This is a genomic window from Streptomyces sp. SirexAA-E, from assembly GCF_000177195.2.
Classification (GTDB): Bacteria; Actinomycetota; Actinomycetes; order Streptomycetales; family Streptomycetaceae; genus Streptomyces; species Streptomyces flavovirens.
Window position 1 is genome coordinate 1,064,961 of sequence record NC_015953.1, and the last position, 21,675, is coordinate 1,086,635.

General features: G+C 71.9%; 21 protein-coding genes and 7 tRNA genes. 11 read left to right on the forward strand and 17 right to left on the reverse strand.

The window, feature by feature from the left end; genetic code table 11:
• Positions 1 to 28: 28 nt before the first annotated feature.
• Complete coding sequence (locus SACTE_RS04530; protein WP_014044851.1) at positions 29 to 601, reverse strand: HIT domain-containing protein; 573 nt, start codon at positions 599 to 601, stop codon at positions 29 to 31.
• A gap of 66 nt (positions 602 to 667) precedes the next feature.
• Here SACTE_RS04530 and SACTE_RS04535 point away from each other — a divergent pair, with 66 nt between their 5' ends.
• Complete coding sequence (locus SACTE_RS04535; protein ID WP_014044852.1) at positions 668 to 1,345, forward strand: potassium channel family protein; 678 nt, start codon at positions 668 to 670, stop codon at positions 1,343 to 1,345.
• A 29-nt stretch (positions 1,346 to 1,374) separates the two neighbouring features.
• On the opposite strand, the gene thrS is transcribed toward SACTE_RS04535, so the two are convergent.
• Positions 1,375 to 3,351, reverse strand: a complete 1,977-nt coding sequence (thrS, locus tag SACTE_RS04540; protein WP_014044853.1) for a threonine--tRNA ligase — start codon at positions 3,349 to 3,351, stop codon at positions 1,375 to 1,377.
• A 289-nt stretch (positions 3,352 to 3,640) separates the two neighbouring features.
• Between thrS and SACTE_RS04545 the strand changes: the two genes are divergently transcribed.
• Entirely contained in the window at positions 3,641 to 4,366 is a 726-nt protein-coding gene (locus SACTE_RS04545; RefSeq protein WP_014044854.1) for an exonuclease domain-containing protein, read from the forward strand.
• A 60-nt stretch (positions 4,367 to 4,426) separates the two neighbouring features.
• Here the strand turns inward: SACTE_RS04545 and SACTE_RS04550 are convergent.
• Together SACTE_RS04550 and SACTE_RS04555 are read right to left on the reverse strand one after the other, a co-directional pair.
• Positions 4,427 to 4,498, reverse strand: a tRNA-Val gene (locus SACTE_RS04550).
• 39 nt (positions 4,499 to 4,537) lie between these two features.
• Positions 4,538 to 4,984 (reverse strand): SRPBCC family protein, encoded by a 447-nt coding sequence (locus SACTE_RS04555; protein WP_014044855.1) that lies wholly within the window; start codon positions 4,982 to 4,984, stop codon positions 4,538 to 4,540.
• 91 nt (positions 4,985 to 5,075) lie between these two features.
• On the opposite strand from SACTE_RS04555, the gene SACTE_RS04560 reads away from it, so the two are divergent.
• Positions 5,076 to 7,565: a hypothetical protein gene (locus SACTE_RS04560; protein ID WP_026359216.1), complete on the forward strand. Its 2,490-nt coding sequence runs from the start codon at positions 5,076 to 5,078 to the stop codon at positions 7,563 to 7,565.
• Between the two features lie 187 nt (positions 7,566 to 7,752).
• On the opposite strand, the gene SACTE_RS04565 is transcribed toward SACTE_RS04560, so the two are convergent.
• The 6 genes from SACTE_RS04565 to SACTE_RS04590 all read right to left on the reverse strand — a co-directional run bounded on the left by SACTE_RS04565 (position 7,753) and on the right by SACTE_RS04590 (position 12,334).
• The gene (locus tag SACTE_RS04565) at positions 7,753 to 8,325 is read right to left on the reverse strand and encodes a hypothetical protein (protein ID WP_050986389.1); all 573 of its coding nucleotides are present in this window, start codon (positions 8,323 to 8,325) and stop codon (positions 7,753 to 7,755) included.
• A gap of 52 nt (positions 8,326 to 8,377) precedes the next feature.
• Positions 8,378 to 9,238: a carbohydrate ABC transporter permease gene (locus SACTE_RS04570; RefSeq protein WP_014044858.1), complete on the reverse strand. Its 861-nt coding sequence runs from the start codon at positions 9,236 to 9,238 to the stop codon at positions 8,378 to 8,380.
• Positions 9,235 to 10,212: a sugar ABC transporter permease gene (locus SACTE_RS04575; RefSeq protein ID WP_014044859.1), complete on the reverse strand. Its 978-nt coding sequence runs from the start codon at positions 10,210 to 10,212 to the stop codon at positions 9,235 to 9,237. Before SACTE_RS04575 ends, SACTE_RS04570 begins: the two co-directional genes overlap by 4 nt.
• 9 nt (positions 10,213 to 10,221) lie before the next feature.
• Entirely contained in the window at positions 10,222 to 11,505 is a 1,284-nt protein-coding gene (locus SACTE_RS04580; protein WP_014044860.1) for an extracellular solute-binding protein, read from the reverse strand.
• A gap of 247 nt (positions 11,506 to 11,752) precedes the next feature.
• Positions 11,753 to 11,824, reverse strand: a tRNA-Val gene (locus SACTE_RS04585).
• A 54-nt stretch (positions 11,825 to 11,878) separates the two neighbouring features.
• Positions 11,879 to 12,334 carry a TIGR02611 family protein gene (locus tag SACTE_RS04590; RefSeq protein WP_014044861.1) on the reverse strand — a complete coding sequence of 152 codons (456 nt, stop codon included), beginning with the start codon at positions 12,332 to 12,334 and terminating at the stop codon, positions 11,879 to 11,881.
• A gap of 190 nt (positions 12,335 to 12,524) precedes the next feature.
• On the opposite strand from SACTE_RS04590, the gene SACTE_RS04595 reads away from it, so the two are divergent.
• Together SACTE_RS04595 and SACTE_RS04600 are read left to right on the forward strand one after the other, a co-directional pair.
• On the forward strand, positions 12,525 to 12,938 hold the full coding sequence (locus tag SACTE_RS04595; RefSeq protein WP_003959770.1) for an SsgA family sporulation/cell division regulator: 414 nt from the start codon (positions 12,525 to 12,527) through the stop codon (positions 12,936 to 12,938).
• A 361-nt stretch (positions 12,939 to 13,299) separates the two neighbouring features.
• Entirely contained in the window at positions 13,300 to 13,857 is a 558-nt protein-coding gene (locus SACTE_RS04600) for a CGNR zinc finger domain-containing protein (RefSeq protein WP_014044862.1), read from the forward strand.
• 34 nt (positions 13,858 to 13,891) lie between these two features.
• On the opposite strand, the gene SACTE_RS34505 is transcribed toward SACTE_RS04600, so the two are convergent.
• The 3 genes from SACTE_RS34505 to SACTE_RS04610 form a co-directional block, all read right to left on the reverse strand.
• The gene (locus tag SACTE_RS34505; RefSeq protein ID WP_014044863.1) at positions 13,892 to 14,047 is read right to left on the reverse strand and encodes a hypothetical protein; all 156 of its coding nucleotides are present in this window, start codon (positions 14,045 to 14,047) and stop codon (positions 13,892 to 13,894) included.
• A 132-nt stretch (positions 14,048 to 14,179) separates the two neighbouring features.
• Entirely contained in the window at positions 14,180 to 15,220 is a 1,041-nt protein-coding gene (locus SACTE_RS04605; RefSeq protein ID WP_014044864.1) for a LacI family DNA-binding transcriptional regulator, read from the reverse strand.
• Positions 15,221 to 15,490: 270 nt separating this feature from the next.
• Positions 15,491 to 15,946, reverse strand: a complete 456-nt coding sequence (locus tag SACTE_RS04610; RefSeq protein ID WP_014044865.1) for a hypothetical protein — start codon at positions 15,944 to 15,946, stop codon at positions 15,491 to 15,493.
• 198 nt (positions 15,947 to 16,144) lie between these two features.
• Between SACTE_RS04610 and SACTE_RS04615 the strand changes: the two genes are divergently transcribed.
• Complete coding sequence (locus SACTE_RS04615) at positions 16,145 to 16,660, forward strand: DsbA family protein (protein WP_014044866.1); 516 nt, start codon at positions 16,145 to 16,147, stop codon at positions 16,658 to 16,660.
• Between the two features lie 11 nt (positions 16,661 to 16,671).
• On the opposite strand, the gene SACTE_RS04620 is transcribed toward SACTE_RS04615, so the two are convergent.
• Genes SACTE_RS04620 through SACTE_RS04630 form a run of 3 tightly spaced genes read right to left on the reverse strand, consistent with a single transcriptional unit; the run spans position 16,672 to position 19,429 of the window.
• Positions 16,672 to 17,505, reverse strand: a complete 834-nt coding sequence (locus tag SACTE_RS04620; RefSeq protein WP_014044867.1) for a GNAT family N-acetyltransferase — start codon at positions 17,503 to 17,505, stop codon at positions 16,672 to 16,674.
• 50 nt (positions 17,506 to 17,555) lie between these two features.
• A complete protein-coding gene (locus tag SACTE_RS04625; RefSeq protein WP_014044868.1) occupies positions 17,556 to 18,377 on the reverse strand; it encodes an aminodeoxychorismate lyase in 822 nt (273 codons plus the stop codon).
• Complete coding sequence (locus SACTE_RS04630; RefSeq protein ID WP_019993668.1) at positions 18,374 to 19,429, reverse strand: chorismate-binding protein; 1,056 nt, start codon at positions 19,427 to 19,429, stop codon at positions 18,374 to 18,376. Before SACTE_RS04630 ends, SACTE_RS04625 begins: the two co-directional genes overlap by 4 nt.
• A gap of 163 nt (positions 19,430 to 19,592) precedes the next feature.
• Between SACTE_RS04630 and SACTE_RS04635 the strand changes: the two genes are divergently transcribed.
• From SACTE_RS04635 to SACTE_RS04655, 5 genes are all read left to right on the forward strand, one after another.
• A tRNA-Gly gene (locus SACTE_RS04635) sits at positions 19,593 to 19,665 on the forward strand.
• 37 nt (positions 19,666 to 19,702) lie between these two features.
• Positions 19,703 to 19,776, forward strand: a tRNA-Cys gene (locus SACTE_RS04640).
• A 1-nt stretch (position 19,777) separates the two neighbouring features.
• Positions 19,778 to 19,849: transfer RNA gene (locus tag SACTE_RS04645), tRNA-Val, on the forward strand.
• A gap of 34 nt (positions 19,850 to 19,883) precedes the next feature.
• Positions 19,884 to 19,955 (forward strand) — tRNA-Val (locus SACTE_RS04650).
• 22 nt (positions 19,956 to 19,977) lie between these two features.
• A tRNA-Val gene (locus SACTE_RS04655) sits at positions 19,978 to 20,049 on the forward strand.
• A gap of 155 nt (positions 20,050 to 20,204) precedes the next feature.
• Here the strand turns inward: SACTE_RS04655 and SACTE_RS04660 are convergent.
• A complete protein-coding gene (locus SACTE_RS04660; protein WP_014044871.1) occupies positions 20,205 to 21,557 on the reverse strand; it encodes an OFA family MFS transporter in 1,353 nt (450 codons plus the stop codon).
• Between the last annotated feature and the right edge of the window lie 118 nt (positions 21,558 to 21,675).

Consider the following 21,675-nt stretch of genomic DNA (forward strand, 5'->3'; position numbering starts at 1 on the left):
ACCCCGTACGTCCTCGCCGTGAGTCCGCTCAGGCGGAGAGCGGCCGGGCCGGCCACACCGCGGCCAGCATCGACCGGGTGTCCCCCAGCAGTTGCGGCAGCACCTTCGTGTGACCGACCACCGGCATGAAGTTGGTGTCCCCGCCCCACCGCGGCACCACGTGCTGGTGCAGGTGGGCGGCGATACCGGCGCCCGCGGACGCCCCCTGGTTCATCCCGATGTTGAATCCGTGCGCCCCGGAGGCCGCCCGCAACGCGGCCATCGCACGCTTGGTGAAGTCGGCCAGCTCCGCGGTCTCCGGGCCGTCCAGGTCCGTGTAGTCGGCGACGTGCCGGTAGGGCACCACCATCAGGTGCCCGCCGTTGTACGGGTACAGGTTCAGCACGGCGTACACCTTCTCGCCCCGCGCGACGACGAGCCCGTCCTCGTCCGACTTCGACGGGATCTCGCAGAACGGACAGCCGTCGCCGGCCTCCGACCCGCTCGGCTTGTTCTCACCCTGGATGTACGCCATCCGGTGGGGCGTCCACAGGCGCTGGAACGCGTCGGGCGTCCCCACTCCGATCTGCTGTTCCGGCTCACTCGTCATGCCCGCCAGCATATTGCTTCGCCTCCGCCGCGCGTGTCGCCGGGGCCGACCCCGGCGGCGCACCGCGATGCTGACGCCATGAGCGACCGCCCCACCGCCCCCGTCCCCCACCGGCTCGCGGAATGGGAACGCCGCACGGAGATGCCGCTGCTCGTCGCGTCCCTGGTCTACCTCGCCGGTTACGCGGTGCATGTCCTCGTCCCGCGCCCCATCCAGCCCTGGCGCGACGTCGTCCTCGTCCTGGTCGCCGCCACCTGGCTCCTCTTCGCCGCGGACTACGGCGTACGGCTCCGGCTCAGCGGCCAGGGCCGGCGCTTCGTCCGCACCCACTGGCTGGACACCCTGGTCCTGCTGCTCCCCCCGCTGCGCCCGCTGCGGGTGGTCCAGCTGTACACCCGCTTCCAGTTGCGCCGGGAACGGCCGCTGCTCAGCCTGTACGCGCGGGTCATGGCGTACGCCGGCACCTCGGCACTGCTGCTGGGCTTCTCCGCCTCGCTGGCCGTGTACCAGCAGGAGCACGACGCCCCGGGCTCCACGATCCGTACCTTCGGCGACGCGGTGTGGTGGGCCTGCGCGACGCTCACCACCGTGGGCTACGGCGACGCGGTGCCGGTGACCCCGGTGGGGCGGGTGATCGCGGCGGGGCTGATGGCGTGCGGGCTGGCGCTCCTGGGAGCGGTGACGGGGTCGTTCTCGTCGTGGCTGGTCCAGGTGTTCAGCCGGCAGGACGCCACGAGGCCCCCGGAGGGCGGGTAGCTCTCCGGGGGCCTCTCACGCGGTGCGGGTCAGACCTGGACGCGGCGCTCCACCAGGTCGACGAGCTTGGCGATGGCCTCGTCGCGGGGGATGCCGTTCTCCTGCGATCCGTCGCGGTGGCGGAAGGACACCGTGCCCGCGTTCATGTCGTCGTCGCCGACGATGACCATGAACGGGACCTTGGCCTTCTGGTGGTTGCGGATCTTCTTCTGCATCCGGTCCGAGGAGGCGTCCACCTCGACCCGCAGCCCCTTCTTCCGCGCCTCGGCGGCGAACTCCTGGAGGTACGGGATGTGGGTGTCGCCGATCGGGATGCCGACCGCCTGGACGGGGGCCAGCCACACGGGGAACGCGCCGGCGTAGTGCTCCAGGAGCACCGCGAAGAAGCGCTCGATGGAGCCGAACAGCGCACGGTGGATCATGACCGGGCGCTGCTTGGTGCCGTCCGGGCCGGTGTACTCCAGGTCGAAGCGCTCCGGCAGGTTGAAGTCGAGCTGCACGGTCGACATCTGCCAGGTGCGGCCGATGGCGTCCTTGCACTGCACCGAGATCTTCGGGCCGTAGAAGGCGGCGCCGCCCGGGTCCGGGACGAGCGGGAGGCCCTGCTTCTCGGCGACCTGGCGCAGCGTCTCGGTGGCCTCTTCCCAGGCCTCGTCCGAGCCGACGAACTTCTCCGGGTCCTTGGTGGAGAGCTCCAGGTAGAAGTCGGTGAGGCCGTAGTCGCGCAGGAGGTTGAGGACGAAGGTGAGCGTCCGGTCCAGCTCCTCGGCCATCTGCTCACGGGTGCAGTAGATGTGCGCGTCGTCCTGCGTGAAGCCGCGCGAGCGGGTCAGGCCGTGCACGACGCCCGACTTCTCGTACCGGTACACCGTGCCGAACTCGAAGAGACGCAGCGGCAGTTCGCGGTAGGAGCGGCCACGCGCGTCGAAGATCAGGTTGTGCATCGGGCAGTTCATCGGCTTGAGGTAGTAGTCCACCCCGTCGTCGAGCTGCATGGGCGGGTACATGCCGTCGGCGTACCAGTCCAGGTGACCGGACTTCTCGAAGAGCTTGCCCTTGGTCGCGTGGGGGCTGTAGACGAACTCGTAGCCCTCCTCCTCGTGGCGGCGCCGCGAGTAGTCCTCCATGGCCCGGCGGATGACGCCGCCCTTGGGGTGGAAGACCGCGAGGCCGGGGCCGATCTCGTCGGGGAAGGAGAAGAGGTCCAGCTCGTTGCCGAGCTTGCGGTGGTCGCGCTTGGCGGCCTCCTCCAGGAACTCCAGGTGCGCCTTGAGCTGGTCCTTGGTGGGCCAGGCGGTGCCGTAGATGCGCTGGAGCATCGGGTTCTTCTCGCTGCCCCGCCAGTACGCCGCCGCGTTGCGCATCAGCTTGAACGCGGGGATGAACCGGGTGGTGGGCAGGTGCGGGCCTCGGCAGAGGTCCTTCCAGCAGAGGTCACCGGTCTTGGGGTCGAGGTTGTCGTAGATGGTCAGCTCGCCGCCGCCCACCTCGACGTCCGCGCCGTCGTCCGAGGACGCGGAGCCCTTGATGCCGATGAGCTCCAGCTTGTACGGCTCGTCGGCGAGCTCCGCGCGGGCGGCCTCGTCGGTGACGACGCGGCGCGAGAAGCGCTGACCGCGCTTCTGGATCTCCTGCATCTTCTTCTCGACGGCCTTGAGGTCCTCGGGCGTGAAGGGCCTCTCCACGTCGAAGTCGTAGTAGAAGCCGTCCTTGACCGGCGGGCCGATGCCCAGCTTGGCCTCGGGGAAGAGCTCCTGCACGGCCTGGGCCATCACGTGCGCGGTGGAGTGCCGCAGGATGTCCAGGCCGTCCTCGGAGGTGATCTCGACGGGCTCGACGACCTCGCCGTCCTTCGGCGCGTACGCGAGGTCCCGCAGCTCGCCGTCGACCCGTGCGGCGACGACGGTGCGCTGCCCGGGGAAGAGCTCGGCGGCCGTCGTGCCCGTCGTCACCACGTGCTCTTCCCGCTCGGAATCGCGTTGGATGATCACACGGACGTCTGACACCGGTCTCTCCTGACTGAGGGGGCGCGCCGCCTGTCGCGGACGCAAGAGGAATCGTACCGAGCCACGGGCCCTCGACGCGAAAGGGATACCGGCCCGCCTCCTCCCCGCCCCCGCGCGGGGGCACCCCGCGGCCGGGCGGGCGGCACGGCCGCGGGCCGTCCGGACCTGTGACGCGGGTCACCGCCGCAGGACGGCGCCCGTGAGCGGCGTACCGGGCAAACGGCCCGGGTATCACCGAACCGGGCAGAGGAATGCCGTCATCTGCCGCTCAGGGGCGAGGAGTTCGGGGATGATCCACTGGTTCGACGGCCCACTGGCCGCTTTCGGCACGGAGACGACAGGCGCGGACGTCGAGGAGGACCGGATCGTTTCGGCCGCCCTCGTCATCCAGGACACGACGGGTGGACGGTTCCGGGTCACCCGATGGCTGGTCAGTCCGGGGATCCCGGTGCCCGCCGGGGCGACGGAGATCCACGGGCTGACCGACGACCACCTGCAGCGCAACGGCCGGTGGCCCGCCCCGGTGATGGAGGAGCTGGCCCGCGCGCTGGCCGAGCAGTGTGCGGTTCGGCGCCCGGTCGTCGTGATGGACGCACCGTTCGGCCTGACCCTGCTGGACCGGGAGCTGAGGCGTCACCGGGCGTCGTCGCTGGCCGGGTACCTGGGCGACCAGCCGCTGTGCGTGCTGGACCCACGGGTACTGGACGGCCACCTGGACCGCTACCGCAAGGGCCGCCGCGCGCTGGACGACCTCTTGGAGCTGTACGGCGTGGAGCTGGACGGGACGCGCGGCGCCGCCGCCGACGCGGCGGCCTCGCTGGAGCTGGTGCGCGCGTTGGGCCGAAGGTTCTCGGCCCGGCTGGAGCGACTGAGCCCGGCGGAGCTGCACACCTTGCAGGCGCGGTGGCACGCGGCGCAGGCGCGGGGCACTCAGGCGTGGTTCGAGAAGAGCGGCGTTCCGCAGACGCCGGAGCCGGCCTGGCCGCTGCGTCCGGAACTGCCCGCGGCGGCCTGAGGGGCGCGGGTACGGGAAAGCCGGTCCGTCGGTGACGCCGACGGACCGGCTCTTCCCGGGTGGGCGATACTGGGTTCGAACCAGTGACCTCTTCGGTGTGAACGAAGCGCTCTCCCACTGAGCTAATCGCCCGGGAACGGGTTGAACCATACAGGGCCCGACGGGCTGTGTTCAAACCGTTCGGAGCCACGCCGTCAGCCCCCGCCGCCCCGAGCGCATCATCAGGGTGTGGTTGGCGCGGAAGACGGGCCGTCCGGGCACGGCAAGACGGCGCAGCAGCGCGGTGCGGACATCGACCTCCTGCTCGTAGACGATCCGGCTGCCGCCGTCGCGCGGGGTGACGGTCCAACGGGCCCAGCCGTCGAGGTCGCCGCTCATGGCGGCCTCGAGGATCCGCGCGGCCGGGTCGCGCCGGTGCCGGTGGAGGGTCACGACCAGGCTGTACGGGAGGGACGAGCGGAAGCGCGCCGTCGCGGTGGAGTCGTCGACGCGGGTGACCGCGCGGACCTGGGGCCACCACCGGGGGTAGTCCTCGGGGTGTTCGAGCGCGGTGAAGGCGGTGTCGGGGCCGACGGGCAGGTCCCAGACAGTGGTGAAGCGGTAGTGGTTCCAGTCCATGGGCCCAGTCTGCGGGTGGGGGCCTACTCAGCGGTGGAAGTGAGTACCCGAGCGCATGTACGCGCCTGTGGCCGCCGCCACACTCCGGTACATGGAACATGTGCCGCCGCCCGCCGAGGAATTGGCGCTCCTCGACCGTGAACTGGCCCGGCTGGACGCCCGTCGCCTCCAGTTGCTGAGCCGACGCTCCTGGCTGGTCGCCGTGTTGCGGCCGCCGGTCGCGCCGCTGTCGCCCCCGCCGCCCGGATTCCGGCCGGTCGCGGCCCCGTTCGCCTGGGGGCCTCCGCGGCAGGCCGCGCCGGCCACCGGTGCGCGCGGTGCGCAGAACGTGCTGCTGGGCCTGGGCGGCCTGCTGCTGGCGGTCGCGGCCATCGCCTTCACCCTGTTCAGCTGGGGCGAGATGGGGATCGCGGGCCGTTCGGCGGTGCTGACGGCGGTGACGGCCGGTGCGCTGGTGGCGCCCGCCCCGCTGCTCGGCCGGCGGCTCTCCTCGACGGCGGAGGCGCTGGCCGCGGTCGCGCTGGTGCTGACGGTGCTGGACACCTACGCGCTGCACGCGGCGGTGCTGCCGGACACGGACGGCCTGGGCTTCGCGGCGGCTTCGTCGGCGGTGCTCGCCGTGGCGTGGGCGGCGTACGGACTGGGGCTCGGGCGGCTCCGGCTGCCGTTGCCCGCGGCGGTGGTGGCGGGCCAGTTCCCGCTGGTGCTGTGGGCCTGGTACGCCGACGGGGCCGCGGTCGCCTTCGGGTGGGCGCTGCTGGTGACGGCAGCGGCGGACGTCGCGGTGGCGTCGTGGGGCGGCCGGCTCGCGGTGCGGGTCGCCGCCTGGTCCGGGGCCGCTGTGACCGGGTCGGTGGCACTGCTGATCGGTCTGGTGACGTCGCTGTCGGCGGGTGGCGCGGTGGCCGCCGTGGGGCCGGGGGCGCTGCTGCTGGCCGGTGCGGTGGTGGCGCTGTCCGCCGGGTGGCGGGCGCCGCGGGAGTGGGCCGTGACCGGGGGCGTGGTGGCGGGTGGCTCGGCGGTGGCCGGGGTGGGCGGTGTGCTGCGCACGGGTGTGCCGTGGAGCTGGGCGGTCGTGGTGTACCTGCTGTGCGGTGCGGCGCTGTCGGCGGTGGTGCGGCTGCGGGCGGTCCCCCGCCCGGTGGTGCGGGGGGTGGTGGGGGCCTCGGTCGCGGTGACGGGGGCCGCGGTGCTGGTGGTGCTGCCCGTGGTGGCGGCCGTGCTGTTCGGTCCGGCGTCGCTGGTGACGGACGTGTGGTCCGGGGCGCCGGAGGGTGTACGGGGCGCCGTGGGCGCGTCGGTGCGATGGCCGGACGCGGGGCCCGCGCCGGTGGTGCTGCTGGTGTCGGCGGCCCTGCTGGGCGCGGCGTACGCGGCCCGGGGCCGGGCGGGCGGTCCGCGCACGGGCTGGTGGGCCGCCGCCGGTTGCGGGGCGCTGGGGCTGGGCTGGGCGGGGGCCGTGGTGCTGCCCGTCGTGGTGGACGCGTCGTACGCGGTGGCGGTGGTGGTGGGACTGCTGCTGGTGGCGGGGCTGTCGGAGGTCGCGGTGCGGCGGGCGCCGGACGCTGTGGCGTGGACCGCTCTGGGGTGCGCGCTGGTCGGGGCGGTGGGTACGGGGCTGCCGGCGCTGGCCGCCGAGCCCGCCACGCACGCGGTGTTCGGTGCTCTGGTGGTGCTGTTCGCCGGGGTGGCGGTCCGGTCGCGGGTGGCTGCGGTCCGGTCGGTCGCGGCCGTCGCCTCGGTGCTGTGCGCGCTCGTGGTGGCCGGGGCGGTGGGGGCGTCGCTGGGGTGGAGCGCGCCCCGGGCCGCTGTGGCGGTGCTGGCCGTCCCGGCGGTGACGGTGGGGCTCGGGCTGCGGCTGCGGGCGGCGGCGCCGACGCTCTCGCCGTCACCGCCGCTGTCACGGCCGTTGTCGCTGTCGTTGTCGTTGTCGTTGTCGCTGGAGATCGCGGGGGCGTTCGGCGCGCTGGTGGCGGTGGGGCTGTCGGTGCCGGACGCGCCGTACCTCGCGCTGGTGCTGGGGCTGTGCGGGGTGCTGGCGGCGGCGACCGCCCTGCGCCCGGAGCGCCGGCCCGGTGCGGGGTACCTGGCGGCGGGGCTGTTCGTGGCGGCGACGTGGGTACGGCTGGGGGCCTCGGGAGTGGCGGATCCGGAGGCGTACACCCTGCCGGTCTCGGTGGTCGCCTGCGGCGTCGGTTTCCTGCGCCGGCGCGGGGACCCGGAGGCCTCGTCCTGGGTGGCGTACGGTCCGGGGCTGGCCGTGACGCTGCTGCCGAGCCTCGTGACGGCCTGGCCCGACCCGCACTGGGCGCGCCCGCTGCTGCTGGGCGTGGCGGCCTTGGTGGTGACGCTGGTGGGGGCCCGGCGCCGGCTCCAGGCCCCGCTGGTGCTGGGCGGTTCGGTGCTGGCACTGGACGCGCTGCACGAGCTGGCCCCGCATGTGGCGCAGGTGCTCGACGCGCTCCCCCGCTGGGCGTTCCCGGCGCTCGCCGGGCTGCTGCTGCTCGCGCTCGGAGCGACGTACGAGCAGCGGCTGCGCGACGCGCGCCGGGTGCGGGAGAGCCTCGGGCGGATGCGCTGAGGGCTGTCCCGCAATACCTGGTGGATCGGCGTGCGGCGTCGGACGCGGTGCGTCGCAAGGCGGGAGGACGTCCGCATACGCATGGGCCCCTCCCAGACGAAGCTCAGGGGGAGTATTCGGGCGTTCCGACGACGCGGCGAGGTGCCGTAGCCGTCGTCGCGCGCCCGCCAGGGATACGGGACAGCCCTCAGGCGTATCGGTCACCGGCAGGTCGGCGGGCGGACCGGCGGGCTTCGACGGCGGTGGCCGCGGCGGCGAGCGCCCCGAGGACAGGGACGGCCAGCGGCAGGACCAGGGCGCCGGACAGTACGACGACGGCCATGCCGCAGACGAGCAGCAGGGAACCGGCCGGGTCACGGACCGTGCACCGGCCGGCGTCGGCCAGCAGCGCCCGCCAGGTGTCACCGGGCTCCCAGCGGGCGGCGGCGCGGACCACCGCGACCAGCAGGCCGATGAGGGCGAGGATGCCGACGGCCCCCACGAGGGGCCCGCCCGGCAGTCCTGCCCGTACGGCCGCCAGGTCCGTCAGGAGCAGCACCCCCGCGGCCCCCACCGACGCGCCGACGAGCCAGCCGCCACGTGCCGCCGCGCGTGCGTCGGTGACGAAGGCGCGGAAGCCGCCGCGCTCCCCCGCCAGGTGGCGGCGCAGGTGCCGGGTCCCGGCGGCGAGGGCTGCGGGGAAGGTGAGGAGCGGCAGGGCGGCCAGGGCGATCCACACGCCGGTGAGCAGGCACTCGGAGAACAGGCCGAAGCGGTCCATGAAGCGCGGACGGGCCACCCTCGTACGGGCATCGTTCTGCACGGCGTCCCCCTCAGCCCTTGAGACCGGAGGTGGCCATGCCGTCGATCAGATGGCGCTGGAAGGCCAGGAAGAAGGCCAGCACCGGCAGCAGGGCGACCAGTGACATGGCGATCATGCCGCCGTAGTCGGCGACGGCGTCCTGGTCGATGAACATCTTGAGCCCCATGGAGACGGTGTACTTGTCCGGCTCGTTGAGGTAGAGCAGCGGACCCATGAAGTCGTTCCAGGCGTTGATGAACGTGAAGATCGCGCTGGTGATGAGCGCCGGCCGGCAGAGCGGCATGACGATCGACCAGTAGATCCTCAGGTGCCCGCAGCCGTCGAGCCGGGCGGCCTCGTCGAGTTCCCTGGGCAGACCGCGCATGAACTGCACCATCAGGAAGACGAAGAAGGCGTCGGTGGCGAGGTACTTGCCGATGAGCAGCGGGGTGAAGGTGTCGATCAGCTCCAGCTTCTGGAACAGCACGTACTGCGGGATGATCAGTACGTGGTACGGCAGCAGCAGGGTGCCGATCATGACCGCGAACATGACGTTGCGGCCGGCGAAGCGGACCTTCGCGAAGGCGTACGCCGTCAGCGAGCAGGAGAGCACCACGCCGACGACCGAACCGACGGCGACGTAGGCCGAGTTCAGGAAGAACGTGGAGATGGGGATGTCGGCGATGCCCTCGGTGAGCCGGGCGTAGTTGTCGGTGATCGGGTCGGCGGGGAACAGGTCCGGGCCACCGATGATGTCCGCGCTGGGTTTGAACGAGGCCCCGATCGTCCACACCACCGGGTAGAGGACCACGGCGAGGAGGACGAGCGCGCCGAGGTGCCAGGCCAGGGCACCGGGCCCACGGCGTCGTACGGCTGTTGCCAGGAGGCTCATCGGCCGCCCTCCTCGTAGTGCACCCAGCGCTTCTGGGACCGGAACAGGACGGCGGTGACCAGGCCGACGGTGACGAGGAGCAGCCAGCCCATGGCGGAGGCGAAGCCCATACGGCTGTTCACGAAGCCCTGTTCGTACAGGTAACAGGTGTAGACGAGCGTGGCGTCGGCCGGGCCGCAGGTGCCGTTGCTGACGATGTAGGCGGAGCCGAAGATCTGGAAGGAGTGGATGGTCTCCAGCAGGACGTTGAAGAACAGCACGGGCGAGATCATCGGCAGGGTGATGTGGAAGAACCTGCGCCAGGGCCCGGCCCCGTCCACCTCGGCCGCCTCGTACAGTTCGCGCGGGACCTGCTTGAGGCCCGCCAGGAAGATGACCATCGGGGCGCCGAACTGCCAGACGGTGAGGGCGGCCAGCGCGTAGATGATCATCTGGGGGTCGCCGATCCAGCCGCCGACCTCGACGCCGAACACCTTCTGGGTACGGTCGACGAGGGCGCCGTCCGAGAACAGCGCCCGCCAGACGATGGCCGCCGACACGGACGCGCCGATCAGCGAGGGGGCGTAGAACGCCGCCCGGTAGAAGGCCTGGCCCCACCGCTTCCGGGCGAGCAGCACGGCGACGGCGAGGGCCGCGGCCAGCTTGACGGGGGTGCCGATCAGTACGTACCACGAGGTGACCTTGACCGACTGGCGCCACCGGGGGTCGGCGAACATGTCGGTGAAGTTCCGCAGACCGATCCAGCGGGGCGCGTCGAACAGGTTGTACTCGGTGAACGAGAGGTACAGCGAGAACACCATGGGCCCGGCGATCAGGAACAGGAAGCCGGCGATCCAGGGCGACATGAAGAGATAGCCGGCCAGGTTCTCCCGGCCGCCGGTACGCTCGCGGCCGCCGGGCGGCGCCTCGGCCGCGGGACCGTTCCGCTCGGCCGCGGGCGTGAGCGTGCCCGGGGACGTCTGGATGTGAGTCACCGCGGCCTCTCAGTTGGAGGCGAGGGCGGTCTCGGCCTCGGTGAAGAACTGCTTCACCGAGTCCTGCGGCGAGGCCTTGCCCAGGGACAGGTCGGTGCCGATGCGCAGGAAGGCCGCCTCGATCACATCGGCGCCGGCCGGGTGCGGGGTGATCGGCTCCAGGACCCCGGCGTCGGCGATCTCGGTCTCGTACGCGGCGACGGCCTTGTTGGGGGCGTCCGCGGGCTGGTAGGCCTCGAACTGGGCGGTGGTGGCGGGGACTCCCCGGTCGTAGCCCATGATCCGCGCGACCTCCGGGTCATGGGTCATGAAACCGATGAAGGTGGCGACCTCGGCCGGGTGCTTGGTGCGGGCCGTGCCGCTCAGCATGAGCGAGCCCAGGTACTGGCCGGTCCTCTTCCCGTCGGTGCTGGGCACGGGCGCGAGGCCGTACCGCCCCTTGCCCTCCGCCCCGTACCGTACGGAGAAGTTGTCCCAGTTGAACTCGCCTGCGGACAGGCCCTTGGCGAGCGCCAGGGCGGGCTTGATCTGCTCGATCTTCTTGGGGTCCGCGTAGACGCCGTCCTTGACGCGTGCGAGCGCCTCGGTCCAGTACGGCAGCAGTTCGGCCTCCGAGAAGCCCATGCCGTCCTCGGTGAAGAACGCCTTGCCGTTCTGCCGGAGCACCATGTCGTAGAGGTACATCACCCCGTGCGGGCCGGAGTCGCCGGCGAGCTTCTGGGTGCTCCTGATCTTCTCCAGACCGGCGTACCACTCGTCCCAGGTCCAGCCGAGCTTCGGGGTGACGCCCGCCTTCTCGAAGGCGTCCTCGTCGATGACCAGGGCCATCGAGTTGCTTCCGACCGGCACGCCGAGCAGTTTGCCGTCGATCTCGGCGAACTTCTCCAGGCCGGCGCGGAAGCCGTCGAGGCCGAGGTTGCCCTTCTCGGCCTGGGGGGCGAGGTCGAGCAGGACGTTCTTCGCCTCGTACTTGCGCAGGAAGGTCACGGCGTTCTGGATGACGTCGGGAGGGTTGCCCCCGGCTGCCTGGGTGTTGAACTTCTTCCAGAAGTCCGCGTACTGCTGGAAGTCCGTCTTGACCTTGATCTTCGGGTGCTTCTTCTCGAAGAGGGCGACGCACTGCTGGACCTTCTTCGCCCGGTCGTCGGCCCCCCACCAGGAGTGCCGGATGGTGACCGTGCCCCCGGAACCGCTGCCCGCGCCGCAGCCGGCGGCGGTCAGCCCCAGACCGGCCGCCGAGAGGCCCGCCAGCTTCAGCAGCTGCCGCCGGTCCATGCCGTTGTTCCGAGACATAGCTCGCCCCCACCATTCGCATTGAATCGTTTTAGAAAGCGCTTGCTGGGTCAAAGTAGGGAGCGACACCGGGCCCGTCAACGGTTCGGACGAAAATCGCCGGGCGAGCGGGCCGACGGCGGAACGGCACGCTCGGACACCCGAGCGGGCAACGGGGCCACGGGACGCCGAGGCCCCGGGCGTGGGCGCCTACGGAAAACACCGATGGCCGGAAGCTTCTTTCGAAGCTTCCGGCCATCGGTCGGGGTGGGCGATACTGGGTTCGAACCAGTGACCTCTTCGGTGTGAACGAAGCGCTCTCCCACTGAGCTAATCGCCCCGGCGCACCGCAAACATTACCCCATGTCAGCGGCGCCCCCGGACCACCTCCGGGTCACCGTTCGATCTTCCACGGCATGGTGATCCCGAACTTCCAGACGTAGACCCCCACCAGCACCGCGATGATCACGAGTCCCACGGTGGTGAGGATGATGTTGCGACGGCGCACCTTGGGATCGAGGGCGCGCTGGGTGGCCTCGGTGACCTTGCGCTTCGTCCAGCGCAGCACGAGCTGCGCCCAGACGAACTCGGTCGCCCAGATCGCCATGCCTCCGAAGATCACGAGCCACCCCGGCCCGGGCAGCGGAAGCATCACGATGCCCGCGCCCACGACCGCGAGGCCGACCACGAAGATCCCGACCTGCCAGCTCAGGTGAAGCACCCGGGACGACCTGATGTACGCGGGCGCCCGCGATCCCAGCACCCGCTCCCCGGACCGCGCGTCCCCCGTCGCGGGCCGGGGCGCCGACGACACGGCGACCTCTCCCCGCTCGTCACTCTCCGCATCCATGCTGCCCAACCTACCGGAACGGCGTCCGTCACCGGAATGGACGCATACCCCAAAGCAGCACACCGCCGGACGAGTGACCCGAAGCCTCACAAATAGGTCAGAGGGGTTTACAACGCCACCGTAGGTGGCATGTCGATTTCGCCGACGTGCGAATCCCCGAGCGCACACTGAGCGAAAGGCCCTGGCGCTTATGAACACCACGGTCAGCTGCGAGCTGCACCTGCGCCTCGTTGTGTCGAGCGAGTCCTCACTGCCTGTACCCGCGGGCCTGCGGTATGACACGGCCGATCCCTATGCCGTGCACGCCACCTTCCACACCGGAGCGGAGGAGACGGTCGAGTGGGTTTTCGCCCGTGACCTCCTCGCCGAGGGGCTGCACCGGCCCACCGGCACCGGAGACGTCCGCGTCTGGCCATCCCGGAGTCACGGCCAAGGCGTCGTCTGCATCGCGCTGAGCTCCCCGGAGGGCGAAGCACTGCTCGAGGCCCCGGCACGGGCCCTGGAGTCGTTCCTGAAAAGGACCGACGCCGCGGTCCCGCCCGGCACCGAGCATCGTCACTTCGACCTCGATACGGAGCTCTCGCACATCCTGGCCGAGAGCTGAGCCAGGCCGAGAGCTGCGGGACGCCGTCCGACTCGGGGAGACGGCGTCGCGCGGACAACCTCATACGGCGGACACCGGTGCCGTCGCCGCGGAACCCACCGCGGCGACGGCGCCGGTGCGTCCGCAGGCCCGCACCCCCGTGTCGCACACCCCTCGCGTCGCACAGACCCCACACGCACCGGCCGAACGGCCCGTCGGGGCGCCTCGCGGCCTCCTGGGGCCCCGAAGCCTCCCACAGTGCCTCCCGGGGGCGCCCGCCACGCGGCCCCGGGCCCGCACCGGGCCGTGGGGGGATCCGGCGAGCCAGTAGAGTCATCCGCCATCGGCGGGCGCCCGCCCGCCGGAGGCCAGGGAGCGAAGCGTGCTGATCCCACACGACACCCGGATCGCCCTCGACACGGTGGTGGATCTGGTGAACACCGCGCCGGAGGGCGGGCCCGGCGACGGGCTCGCGGACATCGAGGCGCTCCACGGCTTCGCCGAACGGCACCACATCAGCGGTGTCGGGGTCCTCACCGAGAAGGACCTGTACGCCGTGCGCGACGTACGCGCCCGGTTCGCGGAGATATTCGCCGCTCCGGACGCGCCCACCGCCGCCGGGCTCGTCAACCGGCTCGTGGCCGCCGCCGGCACCACGCCGCAGCTCACCAACCACGACGGCTACGACTGGCACGTGCACTACTTCGCACCGGACGCCTCGCTCTCGGACCACCTCGCGGCGGACTGCGGCATGGCGCTCGCCTTCTTCGTCGTGGCCGGTGAGCAGGAGAGGCTGCGACGGTGCGAGGCGCCGGACTGCCGGCACGCCTTCGTCGACCTGTCGCGGAACCGTTCGCGCCGTTACTGCTCCAGCCGCACCTGCGGCAACCGGCTCCACGTCGCCGCGTACCGGGCCCGGCGCCGGGAAGCGGCGCGCTGACCGGAGCGGCGCGCCGGCCCGTCCCCCGGCCCGCTCACAGCAGGAAGAGATCGTGCAGTGCGGCCATCAGCAGCAGACTTCCGACCACCGTCAGGAAGATCATCAGCGGCGGCTGGGACAGCGCGAAGAGGCAGCCACGGGGCTCTTCGGCAGGGGGTGCGGGGGCCTCGCCCCGGAATGTGTCCACCATCTCGGAACGATCATGACGCAGTCCGGCCTGTGCCCATGGCCGACATCGTTGTCCTAGCGGTGAGTTCACTCTCTCCGGGCTGCGCGGATTCGCTCCGGCGTCCGAGGGGCGGTCATGTGTGCGGCCTGTGGATCACGGAGTGGGACGCACGGGCCCGCGCGGGGCGGAGCTGGAGGCGCGGACCACCAGCTCGGGCTGGAGGACGACGCTGCGGTGCCGGTGCACGCCGCCCGTGTCGTCCGCCTCCTCCAGAAGCATCTCGGCGGCCATCCTGCCCATCACCGTGGCGGGCTGCCGCACGGAGGTCAGAGGTACGGCCGCGGCGGCCGCGAACTCGATGTCGTCGTAGCCGACGATGGCGATGTCCTGCGGCACCCGGACCCCGGCGGCGTACAGGGACTGGAGGACGCCGAGGGCCAGCAGGTCGTTGGCGCAGAAGACCGCGGTGGGCCGCGGGACGAGGCCGAGCAGCCGGGCTCCGGCGTCCCGGCCCGCCGCCACGTCCAGGCGGTCGGAGGGGATCTCCACGAGCGCCTCCGGGCCGAGCCCGGCCTCCGCGAGGGCCGCGAGGGCCCCCTGGCGTCGGTCCCTGATCTGGTACAGGTCGTCGGGGCCGCTCACATAGGCGACGGAGCGGTGGCCCGCCGAGACGAGGTGGCCGACGGCCAGCATGCCTCCGCGTACGTCGTCCACGCAGACCGCGCAGTGCTCGGTGCTCGCCGCCACCCGGTCGACCAGGACGTAGGGGATGCGGTGGCGGGCGAACGCCTCCAGGTTGCCGCCGGTGGCGTCGGCCGGGGTGACCAGGACGCCGCAGACCCGCTGCTCGGCGAAGAGGCCGAGGTATTCGGCCTCCTCCTCCTGGCTCTGGTCGCTGTTGCAGACCATGACGCCGAGGCCGGCCTCCCGGGCGGCGCGTTCGGCGCCGCGGGCGATGTCCACGAAGAAGGGGTTGCCCATGTCCAGGACGAGCAGCGCCATGATGCGGCTGCGACCGGCCCGGAGCTGCCGGGCCGACTCGCTGCGTACGTAGCCGAGCTCCTCGATCGCCGCGAGGACCCGGGCGCGGGTGTCCGGCAGCACCGCCTCGGGACGGTTGATCACGTTGGAGACCGTGCCGACCGAGACCCCGGCCCGCCGGGCCACGTCCTTGATTCCTGCCACACGCCCCACTTGCCCTGCCCCACTGATGCGTCCGGCCGCCGCGCGGCGTGTCCCAGCCGTCCGGACGGCGTCCGGGCGGTTCGCCGCGTCATGGCCCGTCCGCCGGAGAGGGGAGTGAATTGATTCAATCCGATCCGGGACGGTAGGCACGCCCTCCGGGCGCCGTCAAGATCGCGGCGGCCCGTCCGAATATACCGGCGCCGCACGGGGGCACGGCAGCGCCCCCACCGGACATGAATCGATTCACATCCCGGAGGGGGCGGCGCGGTTCGCAGGGCCTCAGATGCCGTGCTTCTTGAGGATCGCCTCGATGTCGCTGAAGTCGTCCCCGCTCTCGGCCGGCTTCTTCCTCGCCGCGCCCTGCGGCCGGGTGTCCGGCACGGGGTTCCCGCTCGTCAGGGAGGGCGACGAGGCGCCGGGGGCGACGGCGGTGTCCTGGGAGGCCGCCCGGGCGGCCCTGCGCTCCTTGCGCGTCGTGCCGCCTCTGCGTTCCACGGCCCGCGTCGTCATGAAGAGCAGCCAGGCCACGGCCAGCAGCCCGAAGCCGATCCAGACGCTCGGCTTGAAGACGATGCCCGAGACCCAGGCGACGACCCCGGTCATCACGAGGCCGACCGGCACCAGCGAGTACGCCGCGATCCGGGTCGCCGTGAGGAAGCGCTTGCGGTACGCGGTGACGGCGGCGATGCCCAGGCCCGCCGCCGACACGGCGGAACAGATGGTCTCGGCAAGCATCAGGGCCTCCAGCGCATCGGGAACGTCCCTTCCATCGTGCACCGGTTCACCGCGTCGGGGCCACGGCTCGGGACGACATCAGGGGCTTTTCAGGGCCTCGCTCCTCCCTGAGGACTGCCGGCGGTCCGCTTCGCCCGTTCCCGGGTGCTGGTCGGACCAGGTGCGGAAGCCGCCCACCGGCCTGGAAGACTGGGCCCCATGAGCGATTCCCCCTCCGCGGCGCCGGTCGTCCTCGACCTCTGGTGCGACCTCGAATGCCCCGACTGCCATCTGGCCCTCCATGACGTCCGCGCCCTGCGCGCCCGCTACGGCGACCGGCTGGAGGTCCGGCTGCGCCACTTCCCGCTGGAGAAGCACAAGCACGCCTACGCCGCGGCGCAGGCCGCCGAGGAGGCCGCCGTCCAGGGCCAGGGGTGGCCGTACGCCGAGGCCGTGCTCGCGCGCACCGACTCCGTCGCCCGTGGCGGTGAGCCGGTGCTGCTCGAGGTGGCCGCGGAACTCGGTCTGGACGCCGAGGAGTTCGACACGGCGCTGATCGACGGCCGGCACCTGCTGATCGTCGACGCGGACCAGGCCGAGGGAAAGGCGATCGGGGTCACCGGGACACCGACGTATGTGATCGGTGACGAGCGGCTGGACGGCGGGAAGAGCCAGGACGGGCTGCGGGAGCGGATCGAGGAGATCGCCGACCGGCTGCTGGCGGAACGGGGCTGACCGCCTGGCGTTCAGAGGGCCTTGGCCAGGTGGTACCGGGTCGTGGTGTAGCCGAGCGACTCGTACAGCCGCAGCGCCGGGGTGTTGGACTCGAAGACGTGCAGGCCGAGCCGGTCCAGGCCCGCCGAGAGGGTGACGTCCTCGGCCAGGCGCATCAGCGTGCGGCCGTGGCCGTGGCCGCGCCGGTCCTCTCGGACCTCGACGTCGAAGACGAAGCCGATCGGTTCGCCCCGCTGCGTCTCCCGCGCCACCCAGACGTGGCCGACCACGTCGTCCCCGGCGGCCAGGACGTGGAAGCTCGTGCCTTCGGTGGCCAGGCCCTGCGGCAGGAGCGTGGCGTGGTCGAGTTCCGACTTGCGCCGGGCCTGCTCCTCGGGGATGCCCCGCCGGGTCCACTCCTGGGCGTACGTGTCCACGGCGGTGCTCAGCCAGACGGCGAACTCCCGCTCGGTCATGGGGCGTCCGGTGAGGCCGTCGGGCGGTGCGGGCGCGGGCTCGCGGAGGTCCTTGAGCATGTTCCGGCTGCGCGCGGTGTAGCCGAGCACGGCGGCGAGCCCCCGGGCCGCCGGGTCGTCCGCGGGCGCCTCCAGCCGGACCTGGGTGCAGCCCCAGCCGCGCAGCACCTCCTCGGCGGCGAGCGCGGCGATCGTGCCCCGGCCGCGCCTGCGGTGGGCCTCGTCGATCCGCAGGGAGCGCAGCACGGCCGCCGTGGGGCCGAAGCGGGGGTCGGTGCCGATCTCGACTGCGCCGACGGGGTGCCCGTTGTCGCACACGTCGTACGTGCGGGCCCGCGCGCCGTCGGCGCCTTCGTCGATCGGCCCCGAGGGCCGCAGTGTCGTGGTCATCAGGGCTTTCTATCCGCCCGGGAGCGGCCTGTCACCCGGATTACGGCAGGTCACGGATCGAGGTCGTCCGCCGCGCGCTCGTCGAAGATCCGCATGGCCTTCGCCGTGACCGGCCCGGGGGCGCCCGGCAGCTCGCGTCCGTCGACCCGGTGGACGGCCTGGACGTCGCGGAGTGTGGAGGTCAGGAAGATCTCGTCGGCCCGCTCCAGGACGTCCTGCGGGAGCTCGGTCTCCCGGGCGCCGGTCCAGGCGGCGGCGAGCGCGCGGGTGATGCCGGCGAGGCAGCCGGAGGAGACCGGGGGCGTGTGGATCTCGCCGTCCAGGACCACGAAGACGTTGGAGCCGGTGCCCTCGCAGAGCTGTCCGACGGTGTTGGGGAACAGTGCCTCGGACGCCCCGTGCTCGCGGGCGCGGGCGAGGGCGACGACGTTCTCGGCGTAGGAGGTGGTCTTCAGGCCGGTCAGCGCGCCGCGTTCGTTGCGGGTCCAGGGGACGGTGATCACGGCCGTGCTGTCGGGGCGGCGCGCGGCCTCGTCGAGGGCGACGACCAGACCCGGTCCCGCGTCGCCTCGGTCGGAGCCGAGCGGGGAGAGGCCGCCGGTGCAGGTGATCCGCAGCCGGCCGAGCGGCACGGGGTTGGCCTCGACGACGGCGGCCACCGCGCGGCGGAGCTCGTCCGTGTCGGGGTCGGGCAGGCCCAGGCCGCGCGCGGAGCGGGTCAGCCGGTCGAGATGCCGGGTGAGGGCGAAGGTACGGCCTTCGGTGACCTTGACCGTCTCGAAGACGCCGTCCCCCACGGTCAGTCCGTGGTCGAGCACCGACACCCGCGCGTCATCGGCGTCCCGCAGTCCGCCGCCGACCCAGATCCTCATGCCCCGGTCCTTTCCGTGTCCTCGTCCCCGGGTTCGCCCGGGTCGTACGCGCCCGACGCTACAGCGAGCAGCCGGGACGCCTTCAGCTCGGTCTCCGCCCATTCGCGGCCGGGGTCGGAGCCCCAGGTGATCCCGGCCCCGGTGCCGAAGCGGAGCAGGGGCGCGGGGCCGGTGCGGTCGATCCAGAAGGTCCGTATGCCGACGGCCAGCGAGGCGGTGCGCCGGTCGGCGTCGACCCAGCCGACGCCGCCGCAGTAGGGGCCGCGCGGCGTGGTCTCCAGGGCGCGGATGACGCGCAGGGCACTGGACTTGGGGGCGCCGGTCACGGAGCCGGGCGGGAAGGCGGCGGCGAGCAGTTCCGGCCAGCCGACGCCGTCGGCGAGCCGCCCTCGCACGGTGGAGACGAGGTGGACGAGCCCGGGGTGCTTCTCCACCACGCACAGGTCGGGAACGGTGACGCTGCCGGTCGCGCAGACCTGGCCCAGGTCGTTGCGGACCAGGTCCACGATCATCACGTTCTCGGCGTGGTCCTTGTCCAGCAGGTCGTCCTCGGTCCGCCCGGTGCCCTTGATCGGTCCCGACTCGACGGTGCGGCCGTCGCGCCTCAGGAAGAGCTCGGGGGACGCGGTGGCGATCTCCACCCCGTGGGCGGGCAGCCTGATCGTCCCGGCGTACGGGGCGGGGTTGCCGCGCGCGAGCAGGGCGGTGAGGGCGTCCACGTCGGCGGCGGCGTCGGGCAGCGGCGCGGTCAGGACGCGGCAGAGGTTGGCCTGGTAGACCTCGCCGGCCGCGATGTGTTCACGGATCCGCCGTACACCGGCCGTGTAGGCGTCCTCGTCGAGTGATGAGGTCCAGTCACCCGGGGCCGGTCCGCGCCAGGCCCCGGGGACGGGCGGCGGCACCTGCCCGGCCCGTACGGTGGCGAAGCGCGCGCAGGTCAGGCGCCCCTCGAAGTCGGCGCACACGGCCCAGAAGCCGGACGATTCGAGGGCCGAGGGGTCGCTGGTGACGTCCTGCAGGCCGGAGGCGACGAGGCCGCCGAAGCGGGCCATGGGGGCGTGGTCGTGCACGCGGACGAGTGTAGGACGGCCGCCGGTGACCTGCGGCGGGGCGACGGGGGCGCAGCACGCTGCGCAAACGCGTTTTTGTGCTGGCCCGGGAATCCGCTAGAGTTCAACACGTCGCCGGGACGCGCAAGCGGACCGGGAAAGACAAGCGGACGTAGCTCAGTTGGTAGAGCGCAACCTTGCCAAGGTTGAGGTCGCCAGTTCGAACCTGGTCGTCCGCTCGCAGAAGGTGGGGGATCTTCCCGAGCTCCCATCCCTGGTGGAGTGGCCGAGAGGCGAGGCAACGGCCTGCAAAGCCGTCTACACGGGTTCAAATCCCGTCTCCACCTCCAAGGACGATTAGCTCAGCGGGAGAGCGCTTCCCTGACACGGAAGAGGTCACTGGTTCAATCCCAGTATCGTCCACTGGTCCGGAAGGATCTGGTCCGCAAGGATCCCCGCGCGATTAGCTCAGCGGGAGAGCGCTTCCCTGACACGGAAGAGGTCACTGGTTCAATCCCAGTATCGCGCACGCAGTACACGCAGGGTCACCTGCGCGATTAGCTCAGCGGGAGAGCGCTTCCCTGACACGGAAGAGGTCACTGGTTCAATCCCAGTATCGCGCACCGTCCGAAGCCCCGGTCATCCGATGACCGGGGCTTCGTCGTGTTCGGGTCGGGCGGTTCAGCCGGTGAACAGCTGGGTGGCTTTGCGGACGAGTTCGTACAGGCCGTAGCAGAACGGCACGGCGACCCAGAGCCAGACGAACACCATGAGCGGCTTACGAGTCCTGGTGGACACGGGGAGTCCTTTCTTCCGGCGCCTCGTGGAAGCGTGCGTGGACCGGGCGGATGCACTCGTTGGCGACGAAGCCGACGACCAGCAGCACGGTCATCACGGTGAGGGACGTCGTGTAGAGGCTGGGGCCGCTGTGTCCGGCGCGCTCCCCCGCGTCGGCGAACCGGTTGACGATCAGTGGCCCGAGTACCCCGGCGGTGGACCAGGCGGTCAGGAGCCGGCCGTGGATGGCGCCGACCTGGTAGGTGCCGAAGAGGTCCTTGAGGTAGGCGGGTGCGGTCGCGAACCCGCCTCCGTAGAAGGAGAGGATCACCAGCGCGCAGCAGACGAAGAGGGGCTTGGAGTCGTTGCCGAGCCGGGCGATCAGGATGTACATGAGCGCTCCGGCACCGAGGTAGACGCGGTACATGTTCTTGCGGCCGATCAGGTCCGAGGTGGAGGACCACAGGATGCGGCCGGCCATGTTGGCGAGCGAGAGCAGGGCGACGAAGCCCGCCGCCGCGGAGGTGCTGACCGCGGCGGACGTTCCGGCGAAGAAGTCCGTGATCATCGGGGCGGCCTTCTCCAGGACTCCGATGCCCGCGGTGACGTTCATGCAGAGCACGACCCACAGGCACCAGAACTGCGGGGTGCGCAGGGCGTTGCGGGCGGAGACCTGGGCGGTGGTGACGAGCCCGCGGGCCTTCTGGTGCGGCTGCCGGCCGGCGGGGAGCCAGCCGTCGGGCGGCACCCGTACGAGGACGACGCCGAGCGCCATGAACGCGGCGTAGACGACGCCGTGGACGAGGAAGGCGGTGGCGATGCCGGAGCGGTCGGCGCCGAAGGCGTCGAGCATGGCGGTCGACCAGGGGGAGGCGATGAGCGCGCCACCGCCGAAGCCCATGATGGCGATGCCGGTCGCCATGCCGGGCCGGTCGGGGAACCACTTGATCAGGGTGGACACGGGCGCGATGTAGCCGATGCCGAGTCCGATCCCGCCGATGAAGCCGTAGCCGAGGACCACGAGCCAGTACTGGCCGGTGGACGCGCCGAGGGCGGCGACGAGGAAGCCGGAGGAGAAGCAGACCAGGGAGACGAACATCGCCCAGCGTGGGCCGTTGCGTTCGACGAGGGTGCCGCCGAAGGCCGCGGAGAGGCCCAGCATGACGATGCCCAGCTGGAACGGAAGTGCGCTGGCGGTGCCCGAGAGGTCCAGGGCGGATTCGAGCGGGGGTTTGAAGACGCTCCAGGCGTAGGCCTGGCCGATGGAGAGGTGCACGGCGAGCGCGGCGGGTGGCACGAGCCACCGGCTCCAGCCCGGGGGTGCGACGGTGCGGGACCGGTCCAGGTAGTTCATGGGCCCGCACTTTAGGCATCGGCCATGCGCATGACCAGATCATGGACGGAAGCGCTTTCCGCGGACGTCCGCGCGGGTACGGACCAGGGGCTCCCCCGCCCGCACCCGCGCACGGCTC

What these genes read in the sequence shown, in the direction of transcription:
- SACTE_RS04535 (WP_014044852.1), top strand. Translation starts at nt 668, where the DNA reads ATGAGCGACCGCCCCACCGCCCCCGTCCCCCACCGGCTCGCGGAATGG.
- SACTE_RS04555 (WP_014044855.1), bottom strand. Translation starts at nt 4,984, where the DNA reads ATGGACTGGAACCACTACCGCTTCACCACTGTCTGGGACCTGCCCGTC.
- SACTE_RS04570 (WP_014044858.1), bottom strand. Translation starts at nt 9,238, where the DNA reads ATGAGCCTCCTGGCAACAGCCGTACGACGCCGTGGGCCCGGTGCCCTG.
- SACTE_RS04660 (WP_014044871.1), bottom strand. Translation starts at nt 21,557, where the DNA reads ATGAACTACCTGGACCGGTCCCGCACCGTCGCACCCCCGGGCTGGAGC.
- SACTE_RS04580 (WP_014044860.1), bottom strand. Translation starts at nt 11,505, where the DNA reads ATGTCTCGGAACAACGGCATGGACCGGCGGCAGCTGCTGAAGCTGGCG.
- SACTE_RS04615 (WP_014044866.1), top strand. Translation starts at nt 16,145, where the DNA reads ATGAGCGATTCCCCCTCCGCGGCGCCGGTCGTCCTCGACCTCTGGTGC.
- SACTE_RS04590 (WP_014044861.1), bottom strand. Translation starts at nt 12,334, where the DNA reads ATGGATGCGGAGAGTGACGAGCGGGGAGAGGTCGCCGTGTCGTCGGCG.
- SACTE_RS04565 (WP_050986389.1), bottom strand. Translation starts at nt 8,325, where the DNA reads ATGGACCGCTTCGGCCTGTTCTCCGAGTGCCTGCTCACCGGCGTGTGG.
- SACTE_RS34505 (WP_014044863.1), bottom strand. Translation starts at nt 14,047, where the DNA reads ATGGTGGACACATTCCGGGGCGAGGCCCCCGCACCCCCTGCCGAAGAG.
- SACTE_RS04530 (WP_014044851.1), bottom strand. Translation starts at nt 601, where the DNA reads ATGCTGGCGGGCATGACGAGTGAGCCGGAACAGCAGATCGGAGTGGGG.
- SACTE_RS04545 (WP_014044854.1), top strand. Translation starts at nt 3,641, where the DNA reads ATGATCCACTGGTTCGACGGCCCACTGGCCGCTTTCGGCACGGAGACG.
- SACTE_RS04560 (WP_026359216.1), top strand. Translation starts at nt 5,076, where the DNA reads ATGGAACATGTGCCGCCGCCCGCCGAGGAATTGGCGCTCCTCGACCGT.
- SACTE_RS04630 (WP_019993668.1), bottom strand. Translation starts at nt 19,429, where the DNA reads ATGGCCCGCTTCGGCGGCCTCGTCGCCTCCGGCCTGCAGGACGTCACC.
- SACTE_RS04625 (WP_014044868.1), bottom strand. Translation starts at nt 18,377, where the DNA reads ATGAGGATCTGGGTCGGCGGCGGACTGCGGGACGCCGATGACGCGCGG.
- SACTE_RS04595 (WP_003959770.1), top strand. Translation starts at nt 12,525, where the DNA reads ATGAACACCACGGTCAGCTGCGAGCTGCACCTGCGCCTCGTTGTGTCG.
- SACTE_RS04610 (WP_014044865.1), bottom strand. Translation starts at nt 15,946, where the DNA reads ATGCTTGCCGAGACCATCTGTTCCGCCGTGTCGGCGGCGGGCCTGGGC.
- SACTE_RS04620 (WP_014044867.1), bottom strand. Translation starts at nt 17,505, where the DNA reads ATGACCACGACACTGCGGCCCTCGGGGCCGATCGACGAAGGCGCCGAC.